The organism is Flaviflexus massiliensis (genome assembly GCF_001375495.1).
Taxonomy (GTDB): Bacteria; Actinomycetota; Actinomycetes; order Actinomycetales; family Actinomycetaceae; genus Flaviflexus; species Flaviflexus massiliensis.
In genome coordinates this window covers 216,007-235,779 of the sequence record NZ_LN831057.1, presented here as the reverse complement: position 1 = coordinate 235,779, position 19,773 = coordinate 216,007, and the positions used below count along the sequence as shown (strand labels likewise).

Annotated in this window: 18 protein-coding genes; 9 read left to right on the top strand and 9 right to left on the bottom strand. The window is 60.8% G+C overall.

The annotated features are described in order from the left end of the window. The first annotated feature begins 17 nt into the window (after nucleotides 1–17). Both BN1241_RS02610 and BN1241_RS02605 read left to right on the top strand, forming a co-directional pair. The gene (locus BN1241_RS02610) at nucleotides 18–242 is read left to right on the top strand and encodes a DUF3107 domain-containing protein (RefSeq protein WP_054952408.1); all 225 of its coding nucleotides are present in this window, start codon (nucleotides 18–20) and stop codon (nucleotides 240–242) included. A gap of 163 nt (nucleotides 243–405) precedes the next feature. Next, nucleotides 406–1,983: a DEAD/DEAH box helicase gene (locus tag BN1241_RS02605; protein WP_054952159.1), complete on the top strand. Its 1,578-nt coding sequence runs from the start codon at nucleotides 406–408 to the stop codon at nucleotides 1,981–1,983. A gap of 225 nt (nucleotides 1,984–2,208) precedes the next feature. Here BN1241_RS02605 and BN1241_RS02600 read toward each other — a convergent pair whose 3' ends face one another. Together BN1241_RS02600 and BN1241_RS02595 are read right to left on the bottom strand one after the other, a co-directional pair. After that, a complete protein-coding gene (locus tag BN1241_RS02600) occupies nucleotides 2,209–2,829 on the bottom strand; it encodes a MarC family protein (RefSeq protein ID WP_054952158.1) in 621 nt (206 codons plus the stop codon). Beyond that, nucleotides 2,826–3,662 carry a PHP domain-containing protein gene (locus BN1241_RS02595; protein ID WP_054952157.1) on the bottom strand — a complete coding sequence of 279 codons (837 nt, stop codon included), beginning with the start codon at nucleotides 3,660–3,662 and terminating at the stop codon, nucleotides 2,826–2,828. Before BN1241_RS02595 ends, BN1241_RS02600 begins: the two co-directional genes overlap by 4 nt. Nucleotides 3,663–3,738: 76 nt before the next feature. Between BN1241_RS02595 and BN1241_RS02590 the strand changes: the two genes are divergently transcribed. From BN1241_RS02590 to BN1241_RS02580, 3 genes are read left to right on the top strand one after another with little or no spacing between them, the layout of a single operon-like run. Next, entirely contained in the window at nucleotides 3,739–5,241 is a 1,503-nt protein-coding gene (locus BN1241_RS02590) for an aminopeptidase P family protein (RefSeq protein WP_054952156.1), read from the top strand. A 1-nt stretch (nucleotide 5,242) separates the two neighbouring features. Further along, a complete protein-coding gene (locus BN1241_RS02585) occupies nucleotides 5,243–6,511 on the top strand; it encodes a magnesium transporter MgtE N-terminal domain-containing protein (protein WP_054952155.1) in 1,269 nt (422 codons plus the stop codon). After that, a complete protein-coding gene (locus BN1241_RS02580; protein WP_054952154.1) occupies nucleotides 6,504–7,097 on the top strand; it encodes a DUF1003 domain-containing protein in 594 nt (197 codons plus the stop codon). Before BN1241_RS02585 ends, BN1241_RS02580 begins: the two co-directional genes overlap by 8 nt. A 199-nt stretch (nucleotides 7,098–7,296) precedes the next feature. On the opposite strand, the gene BN1241_RS02575 is transcribed toward BN1241_RS02580, so the two are convergent. Then, entirely contained in the window at nucleotides 7,297–9,408 is a 2,112-nt protein-coding gene (locus tag BN1241_RS02575) for an acyltransferase family protein (RefSeq protein WP_054952153.1), read from the bottom strand. A 185-nt stretch (nucleotides 9,409–9,593) separates the two neighbouring features. Between BN1241_RS02575 and BN1241_RS02570 the strand changes: the two genes are divergently transcribed. Beyond that, nucleotides 9,594–10,724, top strand: coding sequence for an Mrp/NBP35 family ATP-binding protein (locus tag BN1241_RS02570; RefSeq protein WP_054952152.1), 1,131 nt, complete (start codon nucleotides 9,594–9,596; stop codon nucleotides 10,722–10,724). A 286-nt stretch (nucleotides 10,725–11,010) separates the two neighbouring features. Here the strand turns inward: BN1241_RS02570 and BN1241_RS02565 are convergent, their stop codons facing one another. Next, nucleotides 11,011–11,520, bottom strand: coding sequence for a twin-arginine translocase TatA/TatE family subunit (locus tag BN1241_RS02565; RefSeq protein WP_054952151.1), 510 nt, complete (start codon nucleotides 11,518–11,520; stop codon nucleotides 11,011–11,013). A gap of 219 nt (nucleotides 11,521–11,739) precedes the next feature. Between BN1241_RS02565 and BN1241_RS02560 the strand changes: the two genes are divergently transcribed. Next, nucleotides 11,740–12,369, top strand: coding sequence for an O-methyltransferase (locus BN1241_RS02560; RefSeq protein ID WP_054952150.1), 630 nt, complete (start codon nucleotides 11,740–11,742; stop codon nucleotides 12,367–12,369). 205 nt (nucleotides 12,370–12,574) lie between these two features. On the opposite strand, the gene BN1241_RS12170 is transcribed toward BN1241_RS02560, so the two are convergent. The 3 genes from BN1241_RS12170 to BN1241_RS02550 all read right to left on the bottom strand — a co-directional run bounded on the left by BN1241_RS12170 (nucleotide 12,575) and on the right by BN1241_RS02550 (nucleotide 15,128). After that, nucleotides 12,575–12,742, bottom strand: coding sequence for a DUF3117 domain-containing protein (locus BN1241_RS12170; RefSeq protein ID WP_077138240.1), 168 nt, complete (start codon nucleotides 12,740–12,742; stop codon nucleotides 12,575–12,577). 70 nt (nucleotides 12,743–12,812) lie between these two features. Then, nucleotides 12,813–13,565: an LOG family protein gene (locus tag BN1241_RS02555; RefSeq protein WP_054952149.1), complete on the bottom strand. Its 753-nt coding sequence runs from the start codon at nucleotides 13,563–13,565 to the stop codon at nucleotides 12,813–12,815. Nucleotides 13,566–13,592: 27 nt separating this feature from the next. Beyond that, entirely contained in the window at nucleotides 13,593–15,128 is a 1,536-nt protein-coding gene (locus BN1241_RS02550) for an NAD(P)H-quinone dehydrogenase (protein WP_082418170.1), read from the bottom strand. Between the two features lie 86 nt (nucleotides 15,129–15,214). Here BN1241_RS02550 and BN1241_RS02545 point away from each other — a divergent pair, with 86 nt between their 5' ends. Together BN1241_RS02545 and BN1241_RS02540 are read left to right on the top strand one after the other, a co-directional pair. Then, a complete protein-coding gene (locus tag BN1241_RS02545) occupies nucleotides 15,215–16,027 on the top strand; it encodes a purine-nucleoside phosphorylase (RefSeq protein WP_054952406.1) in 813 nt (270 codons plus the stop codon). Further along, complete coding sequence (locus BN1241_RS02540) at nucleotides 16,024–17,688, top strand: phospho-sugar mutase (protein ID WP_054952148.1); 1,665 nt, start codon at nucleotides 16,024–16,026, stop codon at nucleotides 17,686–17,688. Before BN1241_RS02545 ends, BN1241_RS02540 begins: the two co-directional genes overlap by 4 nt. A 112-nt stretch (nucleotides 17,689–17,800) precedes the next feature. On the opposite strand, the gene BN1241_RS02535 is transcribed toward BN1241_RS02540, so the two are convergent. After that, nucleotides 17,801–18,463, bottom strand: a complete 663-nt coding sequence (locus BN1241_RS02535; protein WP_187117590.1) for a hypothetical protein — start codon at nucleotides 18,461–18,463, stop codon at nucleotides 17,801–17,803. Nucleotides 18,464–18,492: 29 nt separating this feature from the next. Then, nucleotides 18,493–19,773 (bottom strand): thymidine phosphorylase, encoded by a 1,281-nt coding sequence (locus BN1241_RS02530; RefSeq protein WP_054952146.1) that lies wholly within the window; start codon nucleotides 19,771–19,773, stop codon nucleotides 18,493–18,495.

Sequence of the window (19,773 nt, the reverse complement as noted above, 5' to 3'; positions counted from 1 at the left end):
TTCGTACCATGGACACCATGGAACTTCATATCGGAATTCAGAACATTGCACGCGAACTCACCTTCGACGTCGACCAGACCGCAGAAGAGATTGAGGCCGCCGTTGCCGAAGCAATCTCCTCCAACGGCATCTTCATCGTCTCGGACACCAAGGGCCGCAAGGCTCTCATTCCCGCCTCGACTCTGGCCTACGTTTCCGTCGGTGAGGACGAGCCGCGCCGCGTCGGTTTCGGTCACGCCTGACACATCTTCAGTTCTGCCATTCCTTATGCACTAGGATGGCCACGAAGGTTGACCGGTCGTGCCGTTGACATTCTTTTATCTGCCGAACCCCGGCATTGCTTCTTGACGATCGGCTGCCAGTGCGATTACGCACCTCCCCGATTGACTTGAAGTAAAGGAAATTATGTCGACTAGCGGACAAATTAATACCGATCATGCCAACGTCCCTTCAGCCAAGGAGCCGAAGGCAGACATTGATGCGACCGCGGAAGAGCTTGACCTTGAAGTCAAGTCTTTCGCGGACTTCGGTGTCAGCCCCGAGATTGTTGATGCTCTTGCAGCCAAGGGGATCACGCATCCCTTCCCGATCCAGGCTCTGACTCTCCCGATTGCACTGTCCCGGCAGGACATCATTGGTCAGGCCAAGACTGGAACCGGTAAGACTCTCGGCTTTGGCATCCCCATGGTCGAAGCCGTGATTGCACCGGGTGAAGAGGGCTACGACGCCCTTACCAAGCCAGGAGCACCCCAGGCTCTCGCAATTGCGCCGACCCGTGAACTTGCCGTCCAGGTCGCCGGCGATCTCAAGATGGCATCAGCGAACCGCAAGATCCGGATCGTTGAGGTGTACGGGGGTCGCGCCTACGAGCCGCAGGTTGAGGCCCTGAAGAAGGGTGCCGAGATCGTTGTCGGTACTCCCGGCCGGCTCATTGACCTGTATAAGCAGAAAGTTCTCGACCTCACGGCCCTCAAGACCCTCGTCCTTGACGAAGCGGACGAGATGCTGGACTTGGGCTTCTTGGAGGATGTGGAGACCATTCTGGCCGCCACTCCCCCAACTCGCCACACGATGCTGTTCTCGGCAACCATGCCCGGTTCCGTCGTGGCAATGGCACGCCGATACATGACGCGCCCCACACACATCCGCGCCCAGGACCCGACCGGCGACCAGAAGACGGTGAAGGAAACAACTCAGGTTGTTTACCGTGCTCACCAACTCAACAAGATCGAGGTCCTCGCCCGCATCCTTCAGGCCGAAGGCCGGGAACTCGCCATCATCTTTACCCGCACCAAGCGCCAGGCCGCGAAGGTTGCTGACGAGCTGGAAGAGCGGGGCTTCGCAACCGGCGCTCTTCACGGTGATCTCGGTCAGGGTGCCCGCGAGCGCGCACTGCGCGCGTTCCGTACCGGCAAGATCGATATCCTCGTGGCTACCGACGTTGCTGCGCGCGGCATTGACGTGGAGAACGTCACCCACGTCATCAACTACCAGTGCCCCGAAGATGAGAAAACGTACCTGCACCGTATCGGCCGTACCGGACGTGCGGGCCAGTCGGGCACGGCTATCACCTTCGTTGACTGGGAGGACACTCCCCGCTGGTCGGTGATCAACAATGCGCTCGGTCTCGGCACTCCCGAGCCCGTCGAGACCTACCACACCTCTGATCACCTGTACTCGGATCTCAACATTGATCCGTCAGTGACGGGTCGCCTGCCCCGTTCGCAGCGCACCCGTGCCGGTCTTGAAGCCGAAGAGGTTGAGGACCTGGGCGAGACCGGGGGTCGCAGTAGCAGGGGCCAGCGGAACTCGCCCGGTCGTTCACGAGGCGCCAGCCGGAACGGTGGCGGTAACCGTAATTCGCAAGGTCGTAATAATGGCCGAAACGAATCCGGTTCCGATCAGCCGCGGGCCCGCCGCACCCGTGCTCGTCGTCGCACCAAGAACGGCAACCCGCAGGGGCAGGCAACCCAGCAGGATTGAAGTGAATTGCCCTCATGAGCTAGCTTCGAATAGGCAAACCGTGGCGGTGTAAATTGGGGGATGGAAGGTCGACCTTGGCCGGCCATCCCCCAATTATATTGAACTGTCGTGCTAAACGATATCTGCACAACTTGGCGATGCTCCAGGCAGGTACAGACTCCTCGCGTGGTCAGGACTAGTGGGCAGGATTATGCGAGTGGGTACTCTCGCCGCCTGCCGGTGCCGCTAGAGCGTATCGACGACGCCGAGAACGCCATTAATAATGAGCTGGGTGGCGATTGCGGCAAGGAGCATACCTGACAGTTTGGTGAGGAGCGTGGTGCCACCTTCACCGAGGAAGCGGTGGATGACGACGGAGAACCGCAGGGCTGCCCAGGAGGCGAGGTGCACGGCGATGAAAGCGGCGATGACGGCAACGATCTTTGGCGCGGCGGATCCCGCGCCTTCGACGGACAACATGAACGCGACGATGGTTCCCGGCCCCGCCAGGAGCGGGGTGCCAATGGGAACGAGGGCGATATTGGTTTTGCCTGCGGGTTTGCCCGGGTCACTTTCTTCACCGGTGAGGAGCTGTAGGGCAACGAGCAGGAGGAGCAGGCCGCCCGACATTTGCATGGCTTCAACCGAAATGTGGAGGAAGCCGAGGATGTAGGTTCCGAAGACCCCGAAGACACCGAGAACTCCCGCCGATACGGCATTTGCCTGCCAGGCCGCCCGGGCACGTTCTTTCGGGGTCATCTTGGATGTGAGGCCAAGGAAGATCGGCACGTTTCCTGCCGGGTCCATGATGACGAACAACGTGAAGAAGGTCGAAGCAAAGACAGTTGTGTCGATGACGTTGTTCACGGACGGTAGACCTCCATTGTCGCCTGGTGGGCGATTCGTTCCAGCATGTGCGGCGAAGTGTTGTGTTCCCCGAGCTGGTTGTGTTTGCCCGAGCCATGGTAGTCGCTCGAGCCTGTTCGGACGAGTCCGAGTTCGCTCACCATACTAGCGAGTTTCGCCCGGTCTGCGACCGGATTGTCCCGGTGATCAACTTCGAGCCCATCAATGCCGAGAGCGATGCCTTCCCGGATCGCCTGCCAGTCGTGCATCCCACCCCTAGCTGCGGCCCTTGGGTGTGCCCACACTGCCACCCCACCAGCATCGTGGATGAGCTTGATCGATTCTTGAAGTGTGGGTGCCCAGTAGCTGCGGTAGTAGGGGGAACTGGGTGACAGGTAGGTGGTGAAGGCTTCATCCCGGTGGGTGATGGTGCCGCGCTGAAGAAGCGCATCGGCTATGTGGGGCCTGCCGAGAGTGGCGTCCGTTCCCGCTACTTGTTGCACCTCCTCCCAGGTGATGAGGCCGTCCCGTTCCATGACATCGACCATGTCCCGCAGTCTTTCCACCCGTGCTTTCCGTACTCGCGTACAGTGCTCGGCGATGGCGCGAGTGTGGTCGAATAGGTAGCCGAGCAGGTGGACGACGCGGCCCTTGAAACGGGTGCTGATCTCGATGCCGGTCACGAGGCCAACGCCGGTTGCCTCGGCGGCTGCTTTTGCGTCCTCGTAGCCGGCGATGGTGTCGTGATCGGTGAGCCCAAGAACGGTAATGCCGACTTGGGCGGCTTCTGTCATGAGCTCGAGCGGGGTCTGTGTCCCATCGGAATAGGCGGAGTGGGTATGAAGGTCGATCACATAGCTTAGGGTACGGGCTCAAGGCATTGCGGGCCGTGAAATCGAATGTGGGCGGAGTCGGTGACACAATGGGTACATGACTGACGAGACCACGAATCGCGGTTCGAACCGCTCCCAACGTCCCAATAATCAAGAGTTTCGCACCTTCATTGGTGAGGATTGGGGGCCGCGCCCTGACGGCCCCAGCCGTTCAACAGTTGCCGACTTCACGGTGATCCGCAGACGCGCGCTCGGCAAGCAGTTTCTTGGCCAGCGGCTCGTTCTTCCCGCCGGTGAGCTCCGTGTCCGGTCCAATGACACCGACTACCGGTTCCGTGCCCACTCCGCTTTCGCCCATCTCACCGGGCTTGGCGGGGAGCTCGAACCCAACGCCGTTCTTGTCCTTCATCCTCTCGATGGTGTGACCGAGGAATCGGATGAGACGCACGAGGCTGTGCTCTACTTCCATCCCCGCACCCCGCGTACCGCGGAAGAGTTCTGGGCAGATTCCCGCTACGGCGAGTTCTGGGTGGGGGCACGCCCGAGCCTGGAAGAAATGTCGACGATGACCGGGATCCGTACCGACCACATTGACAACCTTCCCGATGCTCTGGCGAAGGATCTCGGTCAGGTGCAGCTTGCGACCATCACCCAGGCCGATACGAAGATCGATGCACAGATCCAGGAGCTCCGTCAGCGCGAATCGCTCACCCAAGGTGAAGTGCTTGATGCAAAGCTGACCGAGGCGGCAAGCGAACTTCGCCTCATCAAGGACGACTGGGAGATCGCAGAGATCCAGAAGGCGATCGACGTGACTGCAATGGGCTTTGACGACATCATCGCCTCCCTCCCCCGGGCAGTGAACCACTGGCGCGGGGAACGCGTCATTGAAGGTGCATTCGCCGCGCGCGCCCGCGAAGAGGGCAACGGGCTCGGCTACGACACGATTGCCGCTGCAGGCAACCATGCCAATACCCTCCACTGGATCGTTAACGACGGCCAGGTGAAGGAAGGTGACCTGGTTCTGGTAGATGCTGGTGCCGAGGTTGATTCCCTGTACACCGCCGACATCACCCGCACCCTCCCCGTGAACGGCACCTTCTCCCCCGAACAGAAAAAGGTGTACGAAGCCGTTCTCGAGGCCTGCGAAGCCTCGCTTGCAAAGGCGAACGAGAAGGGCGTGAGGTTCCGCGACATTCACGCGGCCGCGATGGTTGTCATCGCTCGCTACCTGGAAGAGTGGGGTTGCCTGCCTGGCACGGCGGAAGAATCGCTCGCACCCGATGGTCAGTTCCATCGTCGCTGGATGCCGCACGGCACTTCCCACCACCTGGGTCTTGACGTTCACGACTGCGCGCAGGCCCGCAGGGAAATGTACCTCGATGCTTACCTCGAGCCGGGCATGGTCTTCACGATCGAACCCGGACTCTATTTCCGTGAAGACGATCTGAAAATCCCCGCGTGGCTACGCGGCATCGGCGTCCGCATCGAGGACGATATTCTCGTGACCGATGAGGGCGCGGTCCGCCTTTCCGAAAGCATCCCCCGTACCGTCACCGATGTGGAGAACTGGATGAAGACAGTGTTGAACAGGAGCTAACATGCAGCCACGAAGCCGCGTCTTTGTTGGGCGCCTTGCCGGGACCGAAGTCTTTGACCCCATCGGGGACAAGGTCGGGAAAGTGCACGACGTTGTCGTACTCTTCCGGCTCGTTGGAGCACCGCTCGCCGTGGGCCTCGTCATCGAGGTCACCGGAAAGAAACGCGTCTTCCTACCCCTGTCACGCGTCACATCGATCGCGAACGGTCAGGTCATCACCACCGGGCTCGTCAATATGCGCCGCTTCGCACAGCGCTCGACGGAGACCCTGGCACTCAGCGAAATCCTTGATCGCAAGGTCACGCTCAAAGACGGCAGTGGTGAAGCCACGGTCATCGACCTTTCCATTGAGGAACATAGAAGGGCGGATTGGCGGCTGGCCCAGGTCTATGTGCGCACGGACCGAAACGGCCCCCACGGCGGTGAGACCATGATTCTCCCCATCGGGGACGTCACCGGTCTCGCCACCGGCAAGGAAGGCCAGGCCGCCACCTCGCTCCTCGCAAGGATCGCCAACCTCAAACCAGCCGACGTCGCCAACGTCATCCGCGATCTACCCGGGGAGAGGCGCATGGCGGTCGCCGCCGGCCTGAACGACGAGCGTCTCGCCGACGTGCTATCCGAGCTCAACGACGACGAGCGTGTCGAGATCATGTCCGATCTCGACATTGAGCGAGCAGCTGACGTTCTTGACGTCATGCAGCCCGATGACGCCGCCGACCTCGTCGCCGACCTCCCCTCCAACCACGCCGCACTCCTCCTGGAGCGCATGGATCCGGAGGAGGCGGAGGACGTGCGTCGTCTTCTCGTCTACGACGAGAGAACCGCGGGTGGTCTCATGACCACCGAGCCCGTTATCCTCTCGCCCGATGCAACCGTCGCCCAGGCACTGGCCGCGGCCCGCCGCGTCGACGTAACGCCGGCACTTGCAGCCACGATCTTCGTTGCACGCCCCCCAACCGAAACCCCGACCGGCCGGTTCATTGGTGTCATTCACCTGCAGCGGGCCCTCCGGGAACCTCCCTCCACCTTGCTCGGTCAAATCATCGATGCCGACCTAGATCCGCTCTCCCCCGACGATTCGATTGGCATGGTGGCGAGGCAGCTCGCCACCTACAACCTCACAGCGCTTCCCGTGGTGGACGAGTCCCGGTTGCTACTCGGTGCCGTCTCCATTGACGACGTGCTCGACCACCTGTTGCCGGGTGACTGGAGAACCTCCGAGAACGAAGAATTCGATATGAGAGTGGAACGAGGATTCAATGGCTGATCGGTTTAGCGAACCCCTGGACGCTCGCAATCGCAAGATCCGCAAGCTACGAAACAGACGAGACTCGGACCGGATCGGGCAGGTCTCCGAAGCGATTGCACGCTTCACGGGCACGCCCCAGTTCCTGGTCTACCTGTCGGTGTTTGTTGCCCTGTGGCTGGGCTGGAACACGTGGGGGCCGGAGCACCTGCGTTTTGACAGCGCCGCTCTTGGATTTACGGCCCTGACCCTCATGCTCTCCCTCCAAGCCTCCTACTCGGCTCCCCTCATCCTCCTCGCCCAAAACCGGCAGGATAATCGGGACAAGGTCGCCAACGAACAGGACCGCCAGCGAGCTGAGCGGAACCTGGCCGATACCGAGTATCTGACGAGGGAGATTGCGGGCTTGCGTATGACACTCGGTGATATGGCAACCCGTGACTTTGTTCGTTCCGAGCTTCGCTCGATGATTGAAGAACTGGACCGCGAGCGCTCCGACCGCCTCAACGAACGAGAGGCTCGCATCGCTGAGCTCCAGGCCGAAATCGAACGCCTGCGCCACGACCCGTCCCCCACCGACCAGGATCGTGAGGAACACAAGGAGTAGGCCCGAAGTGTCAAGCTGTCAAAGGAATTAACTCTTCCAAGCACAATAGGGCCTCGAGCAGCCGCTCACTTAGCTCCACGGAGTCGGCACCGCGGTGACTGCATTGCAACAGAAGGTGTGAGAGAGTGAATGAGGGAGCAGTTCAATCTGAACCGGCCCCCTCATATACTCTGCATTTGACTACTATTTCGATTCGCTCTTAGGGCTCCAGGCGCTCTTTGATAGTTTCAGCGAACAGGATCGCGCCCTCCCTGCCCGGGTGAGTAACATCGCCGGCCAGCAGGTCCGTGTGGTCCTTGATCGACTGGTTCCAGTCGGCAACCCAGATCCGGTCCGGATACTTTGCTGACATTGCATGGATCGTCTCGTTGGCTTCTGGAATCCAGGTTGCCCTTGCGGGGCCGAAACCGGTGACGAGGACGAGGGTGCGGTCGGGTCCGATCAGGTCGAGGAGCGCTTCAACCTGCGACTCCTTGATGGTCCCGTTCGTTGCCAGGGAGACAACAACATAGTCTCCAAGCTGTCCACTGGCGGCATGTTGGGCGATGAGATCGTAGGCTACCTGGACGCTACGGGACTCGGCAGCATCAACCGTCACCCCGGGCATCTCATCCTGCAGAGCATACTGCGCGGCGAGCGTGACCGAGTCACCGATGATCGTCACCTGGTCCCAGCTTGTCGGGTAAGTGGCATTGGGATCCCGCGGGGATTCGTCTTGATCCTCATTCGGTTCCTCCGGTTCGTGAGCCGATCCTGGATTGTCAGTTTCACCCTTGTCTTCACTCGGTGCTGGTGATGGTTCAGGTGGCTGCGGGCCTTCACTGGGAGCTGGAGCGTCGTCACTCGAGCCGGGATCTTCCTCTGGTGCTGGTGGAGGCGGAGGAACGGCAGAAGCGCCGTTGGGGGCCTGCGGGTCGTTTCCTGCTTCAACGGCCTGCTGTCCGGTTGATGTGGCTGGCGCGGTGGCTACACCGCTGACCGCGAGACCAACCACGACGAGTGGGAGTGTCACGACGGTGATGGCACGCAGGGCACCATAGTTCGCGATCCGTTCCCGCACGTGGCGGAACCAGCCGCGCACACCCATGACCCGGATCGGGTTCTCAACAAACCGGTATGAGAGATCCGCGGCCAGGATCGACAGGGCGACGATGATGGGGGCGATGAGGAGGGGGTCTACGAGCGGATACTGGTAGTAGGCGATGACGTAGAGCGGCCAGTGCCAGAGATAGATTCCGTAGGAACGGACACCAAGCCACACCATGACCGGCGAGTTAAGAAATCCCTCCAGGGCACTCACGGGGGCACCGGTGACATCGGGAAGCATGGACCTGACAACAAGCAGAGCGGCCAGGCTCGCCGCGACCATTCCCCACGGATACATCGTTTCCGTGTTCTCAAGAACAATCCCGCCAATGACGATGCTGATGAGCCCAATCCAGCCGCCGATCCCCCACAGTGCCGAGAGCCTCGAGGACGGCACGTCATCACCATCCGCGAGAGCGCTGACCGCCGGTGTTGCATCAACGTCAGATCCAGCTTTGTTCTCAGTCGTTGTAGCTTTCTGCTGACTGCTATCTGCCGAGCCCACTGTGACTGGAAGCTGAGCGTTGCGGTTCGTGATGACCGTGCTTTGTTTGAGGAAGGCGAGGGCTGCACCAAACATAAGGCCCCACAGGTGCGTGTCCGTGCCCATGTAGGAGCGCGTGACATCCTCGCCGAGGAAAGCAATGTGAAGGGCGATGGAGATGCCGGCAATGGAAAGGGCTACAGTCACCCGGAGCGCATTGGGTAAGGCAACGATTAGGACCACGATGAGTGGCCACACGAGATAGAACTGTTGCTCGACCGCCAGCGACCACATGTTGGTGAGCAGGAGCGGGCTCGCCTCCTGGAAATAGGAGGCACCGTGGGCAATCTCGACCCAGTTGTAGGTCGCGGTGAGGGAACCGGCTACCTGCCGGCCAAGCCCCACCTGAGCATCTCCCCCGAAGATAAACGCTATTGCTGCCGTACTGATGGTGGCCACGAAAACTGCCGGGAATAGCCTACGGAACCTGCGGGCCCAGAAGTCTCCCAACTGCACGCGACCGTGACGTTTGAGTGACACGATGAGCAGGCTGGTGATGAGGAAACCGGAGAGGACAAAGAAGACGTCCACTCCGACATAGCCAATGTCTGCCCAGCCAGGGATCAGGTGATAGACGAGTACCAGTCCGGCAGCTACAACCCGCAACCCATCCAGACCTGCGATCCGGCGCATGGTGACACGGGGCGAATTTGCTTCGCGATCGTGAGATTGAGATTTCATGGCAACCCTGAACTTACTCTCTCCCTCGAAACCGGCCAACCGCTCACGCGCTTGGGAACGTTTTGATAGAAAACTGTAATCATTCTATGTTTGCGAGGCCTGCGGAGAGCTGTCCGAAACGTGATCATGCCTACGGAAAGGTGGGGTCCTAGAATACTCACGGGCCGATCAGTAGAATAAAAGGCATGACAGTACCAAGTGAGGACGCAGTACGGGAAGCTCTCAGCACCGTTCTTGATCCTGAAATTCGCCGCCCCATCACCGACCTCGACATGGTCCGTAGCGTGGAGGTCGCCGACGGTAGTGTTGCTGTTGGAATTGATCTCACAACGCAGGGCTGTCCACTCCGAGACACAATCTCGTCCGATATCGAAGAGGCCGTCGGCAAGGTTGAAGGAACCAAGTCCGTGTCCGTCAGCTTCGGTGTCATGTCGGATGAACAGCGCAAGGCCCTCCAAACCAAACTTCGTGGTGGAGTACCCGAAGCGGTTATTCCCTTCTCGCAGCCCGGTTCACTCACCCGCGTGTACGCCATTACCTCCGGAAAGGGCGGTGTCGGCAAGTCGACCATGACCGCAAACCTCGCGCTCGCCATGGCGAAGTCCGGACTCCGTGTTGGCATCGTCGACGCTGATATTTACGGCCACTCGATCCCCGACATGCTCGGTGTCACTCAGCCTCCCACGCGCGTGGAAGACATGATCATGCCCCCGGTCGCACAGGACATCAAGGTCATTTCGATCGGCATGTTCACCCAGGGCAACACCCCCGTCGTGTGGCGTGGCCCGATGATGCACCGTGCACTTCAGCAGTTCCTGGCAGACGTGTACTGGGGCGACCTCGATGCTCTTCTGCTCGACCTGCCCCCGGGCACCGGTGACGTCGCCATCTCGGTTGCGCAGCTCCTGCCCAACTCCGAGATTGTCGTTGTTACCACCCCGCAGCAGGCAGCGGCCCAGGTGGCTGAGAGGGCGGGCGCCATGGCGGCCCAGACCAACCAGAAGGTCATCGGTGTCATCGAGAACATGTCCCACCTTGAGATGCCCGACGGCACGAAGATGGAACTGTTCGGCTCCGGTGGTGGCGAGAAGGTTGCCAGCGAGCTGACGAAGATCCTCGGCTACGAGATCCCCGTCCTCGCCCAGGTTCCTCTCGAGCAGGAACTGCGTGAAAGCGGCGACGTTGGCAAGCCCCTGGCCGGAACTGATTCCGAGTCCCCGGCAGCGACCACGATCAGGAACGTGGCGAACAAGTTGTCGCACCGTGCCCGCGGTCTCGCCGGTCGCTCGCTAGGCCTGAGTCCCATCAACAACTAGAGTCGGTCCTTTAAGGCTCTGAGACTTTGTGCCTGCCCTTCGGGGCAGGCACAGTCTTTTGTCCCGCGTTTGTCTTGTAGAAACAGCTCTTTCGGCGCTTATTCGCCAGTCATCATAGGTACGACACCCATCCCAGCTCAGGGTTTCCAGCCTCGCCTTGATTCACCACTCGGCTCATGTCCAGCAACAGCCTTGTTGAGCTAGTAGCAACGCCAACTCTCATGGTCTGGTCGAGCAGCGGGTATGTAAGGAAATTAGGCAGTGATGGGGAGAGTCCGCAGGTAGTTTAGGTTGCCTGGTCGTCGAAGGGCAGAGTGTACACCGGTGCAGCTGAGGTAGCAACCGGGACCTGGATAGCCTCTGCCGTGTCCGGGCGGTTTGACGACTGATCGGTGCTCGTGCCGGGAGTGCCTGGTGCAGGCGTTGTATTGGCTGCGGCGGCCGGAACGGTGGCACCGGCGGCTACACCTGTAGCCTGCTGGGACGTTGCCGGAGCCGGCTGACGGGGCGTGGAAACGGGGCGCGAAGCACGGGACGGCACACGTGAGGGTGGTTCGTCCTTCAGTGCATCCTGCACAATCCGGCGCGGATCGTACTGTCTCGGGTCAAGGTTCTTGAGCTCTTCGAAGTCCGGTCCGAGTTCTTCTTTGACGCGGGCCTTCGCACCGGTGGCGATGGCTTTGACTTCACGGACGAGTCGGCCAAGTTGGGCAGCGAATTCTGGGAGCTTTTCAGGGCCAACAACGATGACAAGGATGAGCGCAATGATGATGAACTCAGTCGTGTTGATTCCCATGCGGCCATCATACCCACCCCGGTCAAACCGGACATGTTACCTAGGGACTAGATGGAGCGCGTCGTAGACCACATTTTGGTGGCACATGATCGACCGCAACTCATTATTCATGGGTGCTGGGTGCGGGAAGTAGTGGATGTCATGAATGGGTGGGGGAAAGATTCGCGCATGGATACCGGCGGCAACGTAAGATAGTCGGCAGGTATTGAGGAGGAAAGCATGTCAGGTGACAAGACGCTGTCGTGGGCGTTTGCAGAAGAACAGACCGTTGAAGACGGATTGCTGGCGTCCGCACGGGCAACAGCAGATGATCTTGGGCTTGCCGCTACCTCCCCCGCAACCGGCGCTCTCCTGCGCCTGTTAGTTTCGGTTGCTGGCGCTCAAACCGCCGTTGAGATTGGCACCGGTGCCGGGATCTCTGGCCTTTACCTTCTCAAGGGCAATGACCAGCTGACCCTCACGACCATCGACGTCGAGAGTGAAGCTCAGCGGACAGCACGTGAGCTCTTTGCCCGGGCCGGGATTCGCGCCTCCCGCACTCGCCTCATCAAGGGCCGCTCCGCGGACATTCTTCCGCGCCTTGCCGACCGCTCTTACGATTTGGTGCTGGTCGATGGCTCACCGGAGGAAGCTCCGGGTGATGTCCAGGAAGCCCTCCGTATCCTTCGTCCAGGCGGGCTACTCGTTATTGGGCGGGCTCTTCTTGATGGGCGGGTGGCTGACCCGGCGCGACGCGAACCCGACACGGTGGCGCTACGCGGCCTTGTTCGTGACATTCTTGAGCAGGGAGCGAACTCGGCTCTCGTTCCGATTGGTCCCGGCCTCCTCCTGTTCCAAAAGCCTGTCTAAGACGCATAATGCCGGCCATCACGGGGCAGGGCACCGTGGGTTTGTGGCGGAGTCATCGCCAGGGACTCGACCGAATATCGGTCTCCTCGTGAGGTTTCACGACTAACTCGTGGTTCCATGATCGGGTCCTCGTACCACGACTGGGTCTTGGCATAAAGAATTCCCGGACAGCAACTCCTGTTGTGTCCGGGAATAGTTGTAGAAGCTAGCTTACGACTGCGTTGAGCGCGGCACCGAGTTCTGTAGCTTCTTCAGCGTTCATTTCGATCACCAGGCGTCCTCCGCCATCAACTGGGATTCTCATGACGATCCCGCGGCCTTCTTTTGCCACTTCGATAGGTCCGTCACCCGAGCGGGGTTTCTGCGCTGCCATGTGTTTGTCTCCTTCAACTTAAAGGTCCCCTCTAGTTTACGTCATTGGAAGACCAGAGGGGAGAATTACGTCACTGAAGCTCGCTGTTCACTTCCTCGGCAACCGCACTAATTCCGGCCAATACAGCCTCAATCGCTTCCTCAGCAGTGTCAACAACACTGATGAGGTCCAGTTCCTGCGGTGAGATCATGCCGGCCACGAGCTGCGTATTCTTAATCCAGTCGACCAGGCCCTGCCAAAAGTCGCGGCCCACGAGAACGATCGGGAAGGAACGGACCTTGTGGGTTTGTACGAGGGTGAGGGCCTCGAACAGTTCGTCGAGCGTGCCGAAGCCTCCGGGAAGCACGATGAACCCGAGGGAGTACTTGACGAACATGGTCTTGCGAATAAAGAAGTAGCGGAAGTTGATGCCCAGGTCGACGTGATCGTTCATGCCCTGCTCGAAGGGTAGTTCGATACCGAGACCAACTGAAACACCCTTTGCCTCAACCGCACCCTGATTCGCGGCTTTCATGATGCCGGGGCCGCCACCGGTGATGACCGCGAAGTCGTTCTCGACAAGCTTCTTACCAATCTCCACCGTCAACTTGTATGCCGGATCATCCTCGTAGGTGCGGGCGGAACCGAAAACGGAGACCGCGGGCCCGAGGTCCGCGAGCGCCCCGAAGCCTTCAACGAATTCGGCTTGGATGCGCATGACCCGCCACGGGTCAGAATGGACCCAGGAGGAATCCTGATCGGGGGCGAGGAGCCTGGCATCTGTTGTTGACTTGGGGATTTGATCGCCGCGAAGGAGTACGGGGCCACGTCGGTAGGATTTCATCGATTTGTTCCTTTCGTCCGTATGACCCTACCTGTTCGGTGTCCTGTCGTGCGGGTTGAGGCGCTCTCGAATATCTGTGGCAGCGATCGAATTGCGGAGTTGGCGGGCGGCTTCCGTCAGTGATCCTGACAGGGATGGATAAACCGTGAAGACGGATGCCATGTCGTCGGCTGTCATGCGGGCGGTGACGGCGAGTGCGATGGGCAGAATGTATTCGGATGCTCCCGGGGCAACCACGACGCCACCAATAATGACCCGGGTCGAGGTCTCGGCGATCAACTTGATGAAGCCCTCCGTCATGCCCTGCATCTTCGCCCTCGGGTTCCTCATGAGCGGAACGAGCGTTACGACAGCATCAAGCCCCTCATCGCACTGTTGCTGGGTGGCACCCACGTGGGCGATCTCGGGAGCGGTGAAAATATTGGATGCGACTTTCGCAATGTCGAGGGGCTCCACGTAGTCACCGAGGGCGTGGTTCATAGCGATGCGGCCCTGCATGGCCGCCACGGATGCGAGCGGCATGGAGCCCGTGACGTCCCCGGCAGCATAGATGCGGAAGGCTGTCGTACGCGACACCTTGTCGACGAGGATATGTCCCGAGTCGGTGAGCTGGACTCCGGCTTCTTCAAGGCCAAGTCCTTCCGTATTGGGGATTGAACCAACCGCCATGAGGCAGTGGGATGCTTCAACCGTGCGACCATCCGCCAGGGTCACGAGCACACCGTCGTCTGTGCGCGTCACGGATTCGGCACGGGAGCGGGACAGAATCGTCATCCCCCGGCGCGCAAAGACGTTCTCGATAACGTTCGCGGCATCCGGGTCTTCGTTCGGCAACACTCGGTCGCGGGAGGAGACGAGGGTGACTTTCACGCCGATCCCCATGTAGGCGCCAGCGAACTCGGCGCCGGTCACACCGGAACCAACGACGACAAGGTGTTCGGGCCGTTCGGTCATCGAATACATTTGGGTCCAGTTGAGGATCCGCTCCCCGTCCGGCTTCGCATCCGGCAACTCCCGTGGCGTGGCACCCGTGGCGACAAGAACAATTTCGGCCTCAATGTCCTGCGAAGTCCCGTCATCCAGGTAGGCGCGGACGATGCGGGTACCGTTGCTTCCCAAAGCAGTGAGGATGGTTCCCTTGCCGGCGAGCACTTCGGCACCCTGGCTGATGACGCGGTCGCGAATGTCGTTCGACTGCCGAGAGGCAAGGTCGAGGACGCGGCGGTTGATGGCGGGAAGGGATACGGTCCAGGGTTCTCCCGTGGCAACGATTCCGAGTTCATCGGCGGATTCAACCGAATGGAGCCATTCGGCTGAAGCGATGAGAGTCTTGGAGGGGACCACGTCGGTTAGGACCGCGCTGCCTCCCATTCCCTTGTTTTCGATGAGGGTGACAACCGCTCCGAGCTGGCGGGCTGACAGTGCTGCTTCGTAGCCGCCAGGTCCACCGCCGATGATGACGACTCGTGAGCCGGATCGTACTCGGGAAGCTCCGGGTAGTTTGCCTTTGGGTGCCCCTGAAGCGGTCGGGCCAGTACTGCTTTGCTCCTGCGTTGTATCCACCGTCACATTGTGTCAAATAAGTTGCCGCTTGGGGCACTCTTAGGAATGGATAACGAAATGTGGTGCGGAGAATGTACCGTAGATTCATGACTACTCAGGATCCCTATGTCCTTGCCGCTGAGGCAGCCGATCACATTCGGCGTCAGAGCGGAATCGACACCATTCAACTTGCTCTCATACTCGGATCGGGCTGGAAAGGCGCGGAGGACCTTCTGGGCGACATCGTCGTACGCCTCCCCGCCGAAGAAGTGCCCGGTTTCAGTGTTTCGGGCGTAGCCGGCCACGGCGGTAGCCTCACTGTTCGTGAACTTGCCGGAGGTGGGCACGTCCTCATTCTTGGGGCACGCACCCACCTGTACGAAGGGAAGGGCGTCGGCCCTGTCGCACACGGTGTGCGCACCGCGGCAAAGCTCGGGGCCACCTCCCTCATCTTGACCAATGGGTGCGGATCAACTGTTCCCGAATGGGGGCCCGGAACCGCTGTGCTGCTTAAGGACCACATCAACCTGACCTCCACCTCCCCCATCCAGGGTGCCAGGTTCGTGGACCTCACCGATGCCTACAGCCCGCGCCTGCGCGAGGTTGCGCGCCGCGTGGATCCGAACCTGCCGGAAGGCGTGTACGCCCAGTTCCCCGGCCCCCAATACGAGACTCCTGCCGAGGTAAAGATGGCTCGCCTGCTCGGCGCTGACCTCGTGGGCATGTCTACCGCCCTCGAAACGATCGCGGCACGTGAGGCGGGGCTCGAAGTTCTCGGTATCTCGCTCGTCACGAACCAGGCGGCCGGTTTCGCTCCCGCTCCCCTCTCCCACGAGGACGTTCTCCAGGCTGGTGCCGATGCCGGGCCGCGCCTGGCAAGCCTGCTCGCCAGCATCATCACGGAAATGAGCCAATCATGATTGATATTGATTCCTGGATCGAGCACGACCCGGATCCGGTGACCCGTCGTGAACTCACCGACCTGAAGAAGCGATCAGCAGACGGGGATGCCGAGGCCACGAAGGAACTCGAGGACCGGTTTGGAAGCCTTCTCGAATTCGGAACTGCGGGCCTGCGGGGTGAGATGGCGGGCGGACCGCACCGCATGAACCGTGCCGTCGTCCGCAAAGCAGCAGCTGGCCTCATCGACTTCCTCCAGGAGCAGGTCGGCCGCAACGCCCTGCTTGTCATCGGTTATGATGCTCGCCACAACAGCCGCGACTTCGCCCTCGACACCGCCGCTGTTGCGACGGCCATGGGTGCCCGGGCCATGATCTACCCCTCCCACGTGCCCACCCCGCTTCTCGCGTGGGCCGTGCGTCATCTCAATGCGGATGCCGGGGTCATGGTGACGGCCTCCCACAATCCCCCGCGCGACAATGGCTACAAGGTCTACCTCGGTGGCCGGGCCGTCACGGGTGATGGGCAGGGAGTGCAGATCATTCCGCCATACGATTCGATGATCGCCGAGAAGATTGCGCTCACCCCACATGCCGACGAGATCCCGCTCGCCACGACCGGGTGGACCGAGATCGGCCCCGAGGTGAAGGAAGCCTACCTGGAACGAACTTCTTCGCTTGTTCCGTACCAGAACCGCACCGACATGAAGATTGTCATCACCTCCATGCACGGAGTTGGCGGCACTACCATGAAGGAAGTTCTCCACCGGGCCGGGTTCACGAACGTGTACGAAGTCGATCAACAGGCCCAACCCGATCCGGACTTCCCCACCGTTTCCTTCCCCAACCCTGAAGAACCCGGGGCTCTCGATTTGGCGATTGCTACCGCCAAGTCCCTCAAGGCCGACCTTGTCATCGCCAACGACCCGGATGCTGACCGCTGCTCGGCGGCGATCCCCGAACGAGACGAATGGCGTCAGCTGTCCGGGGATGAAATCGGTTCCCTCATCGGCGACCAGATCGCCCGCATCGGTGCACTCACCGGTGGCACACTCGCCTCGTCGATCGTCTCCTCTCGCCTCCTCAAAGAGATCGCGGGACGTCACGGCCTCACCCACGAGTCCACGCTGACCGGTTTTAAGTGGATTGCCCGCGTCCCCGACCTGATCTTTGGCTACGAGGAAGCGATCGGATTCTGCGTCGATCCCGACGGCGTAAGGGACAAGGATGGGATCTCGGCCGGGCTCATGCTCGCCTACATTGCCTCATCACTCCGCTCCAAGGGCATGACCGTGTCCGACCGGCTGGATGAGATGGCGATCAAGCACGGTGTTTACCTCACGGCCCCGGTGACGATCCGGGTGAGCGACCTGGGGCTCATGCCCGCCACCATGGCACACCTGCGAGCAAACCCGCCCACCATGCTTGCCGGTTTCCCGGTTGTCAGCACCGAAGACCTCACGGAGGGCTCTGACGAACTTCCCCCAACCGATGCCATCGTGCTGCTCAACGAGCGCGGGGATCGTGCCGTTGTGCGGCCCTCGGGAACCGAGCCGAAGGTCAAGTGCTACCTGGAAGTCATCGAACCCGTGACCGACAGCCTATCCCAGGCACGTTCCGCGGCCTCGGCTCGCATGTCCCGCCTTCAGCAGGACATGTCCCAGGCACTGACTCTTCCCTAGCGCGAGTATTCACCTCGTTTAGGAGGCAAAGAAGTGGAGGGCACAATACCAGCGTTGTGTCCTCCCCTTCTTTCTTCGATTGTCTTTCCCTGCCCCAGATCGGCCGGTGCTGCTAGGCGGACTTTGTCGGATAGGGCAGGATCGCCCACACGACGTGCGTCCAGTTCCCCAACGCCCTATGTTTCGTGGTCCGTTTCAGGAGTTCATCGATGCTGACGTCGTACAGCATTCCCGCGGATGGCTCGTAGATCCGCAGGGAACTGCTCCGAGTTTCGAGGGTGTGGGGGACGGCAAGAACCACATGCCGAGGCAATGCTCTCGCGAGCCCCTGCCCAATATTCCCGCCCGTGTACAGGGGGACGGGGATCCCGGACTGGTTCGCGTGCAGGACCGCATGAAGTAGGTCCCGACCGTGCTCAGTCCTGTCATCGAGCGCATGAGCCCGGTAGGTAACTCCCGGGAAGCGTGCCTCGCGCGCGAGTGTCCACGGCGGGCTCCCAAAACTTTGGGGCCAATCCACCGGTCCCACGGCACGTCTGCTCACCCGATCATGAATGGTCTGCTGGTAGGTAGTGATGAGTTCGGGGTTGTTTTCTAGCTCGCGCGCCAGTGTTGGATCACCGGAGGCTTCCAACATAAGCAAGACCGCTGCCCCGCATTTGGTTGCATCGGCCTGGGTGACGAGGGTTTGCCCGAGAACAACGGGGACGGGCGGGTATGTGGGTGGGGTGGAGGTGCCCACTCGGGTGCGGATGGGGCGCTGCAAGGGCGCCACCACCCGACCGAGATGGAACCCATCCAGCACTAGGAGATCCGATCCAACAGCACCGAGTCGCGGGTCGATGCCATGGTGCTGATCGTGATCGCACCCTCAAGGGACTCTTTCGCCCGTTCAACCCGCGGCTCGTCATCCGTGTGAAGGGTGAGGAGTGCCTGACCAGCCTTGACAGGCTCGCCCAGGTGGGCGTGGATCGTGACACCGGCACCGGCCTGTACCGGGTCTTCCTTGCGGGCACGGCCCGCTCCGAGCTTCCAGGAAGCGTAGCCGAGCTTGAGAGCATCCAGCCCCGAAATCACGCCATCGGACTCAGCCACGACCGTCTCGGTGTGCTTGGCTGTGGGTAGCGGAGCATCCGGATCCCCATCCTGCGCCCGGATCATGGCCTTCCACGAGTCCATCGCCAGGCCGTTCTCGAGGTTCTCGGTAGGATCGACATCCACTCCTGCCGCGAGGAGCATTTCCCGGGCCAAAGCCACGGTCAGCTCCACAACGTCGGCCGGCCCGCCACCTGCGAGAACCTCAACGGACTCTTCCACTTCGAGTGCGTTGCCGATCTTGCGTCCGAGTGGGACGGACATGTCCGTCAGCAACGCTACGGTGTGGGTTCCCGCCTGCTTGCCGATCTCCACCATCGTTGTGGCGAGCTGACGAGCCTGCTCGAGGTTCTTCATGAACGCACCCGATCCGACCTTGACGTCAAGGATCAGTGAGTCGGTTCCTTCCGCGATCTTCTTCGACATGATCGACGAAGCAATGAGAGGGATGGATTCGACCGTGGAGGTAATGTCACGCAGGGCATACAGCTTCTTGTCCGCGGGAGCGAGGCCGGAGCCCGCGGCGCAGATGACGGCGCCAACGGATTCCAGCTGAGCGAGAATCTCATCGTTCGACAGGTTCGCGCGCCATCCCGGGATCGCTTCCAGCTTGTCCAGGGTTCCGCCGGTGTGTCCGAGTCCGCGGCCAGAAAGCTGCGGCACGGCCACCCCGTATGAGGCAACGAGGGGTGCGAGCGGCAGGGTGATCTTGTCGCCCACTCCCCCGGTGGAATGCTTATCCGTGGTGGGTTTCGTCAGCGACGAGAAGTCCATGACTTCACCGGAGTTAATCATCGCCTGAGTCCACTGCGAAATCTCATCCGGATTCATGCCGTTGAGGAAGATCGCCATCGCGAGCGCAGACATCTGCTCCTCGGCAACTACTCCGCGAGTGTAGGCGTCAATGACCCACGCGATCTGGTGTTCGGACAGGACCTCGCGGTCACGTTTGGTGCGAATAATGTCGACGGCATCAAACTTTTCGGTCAC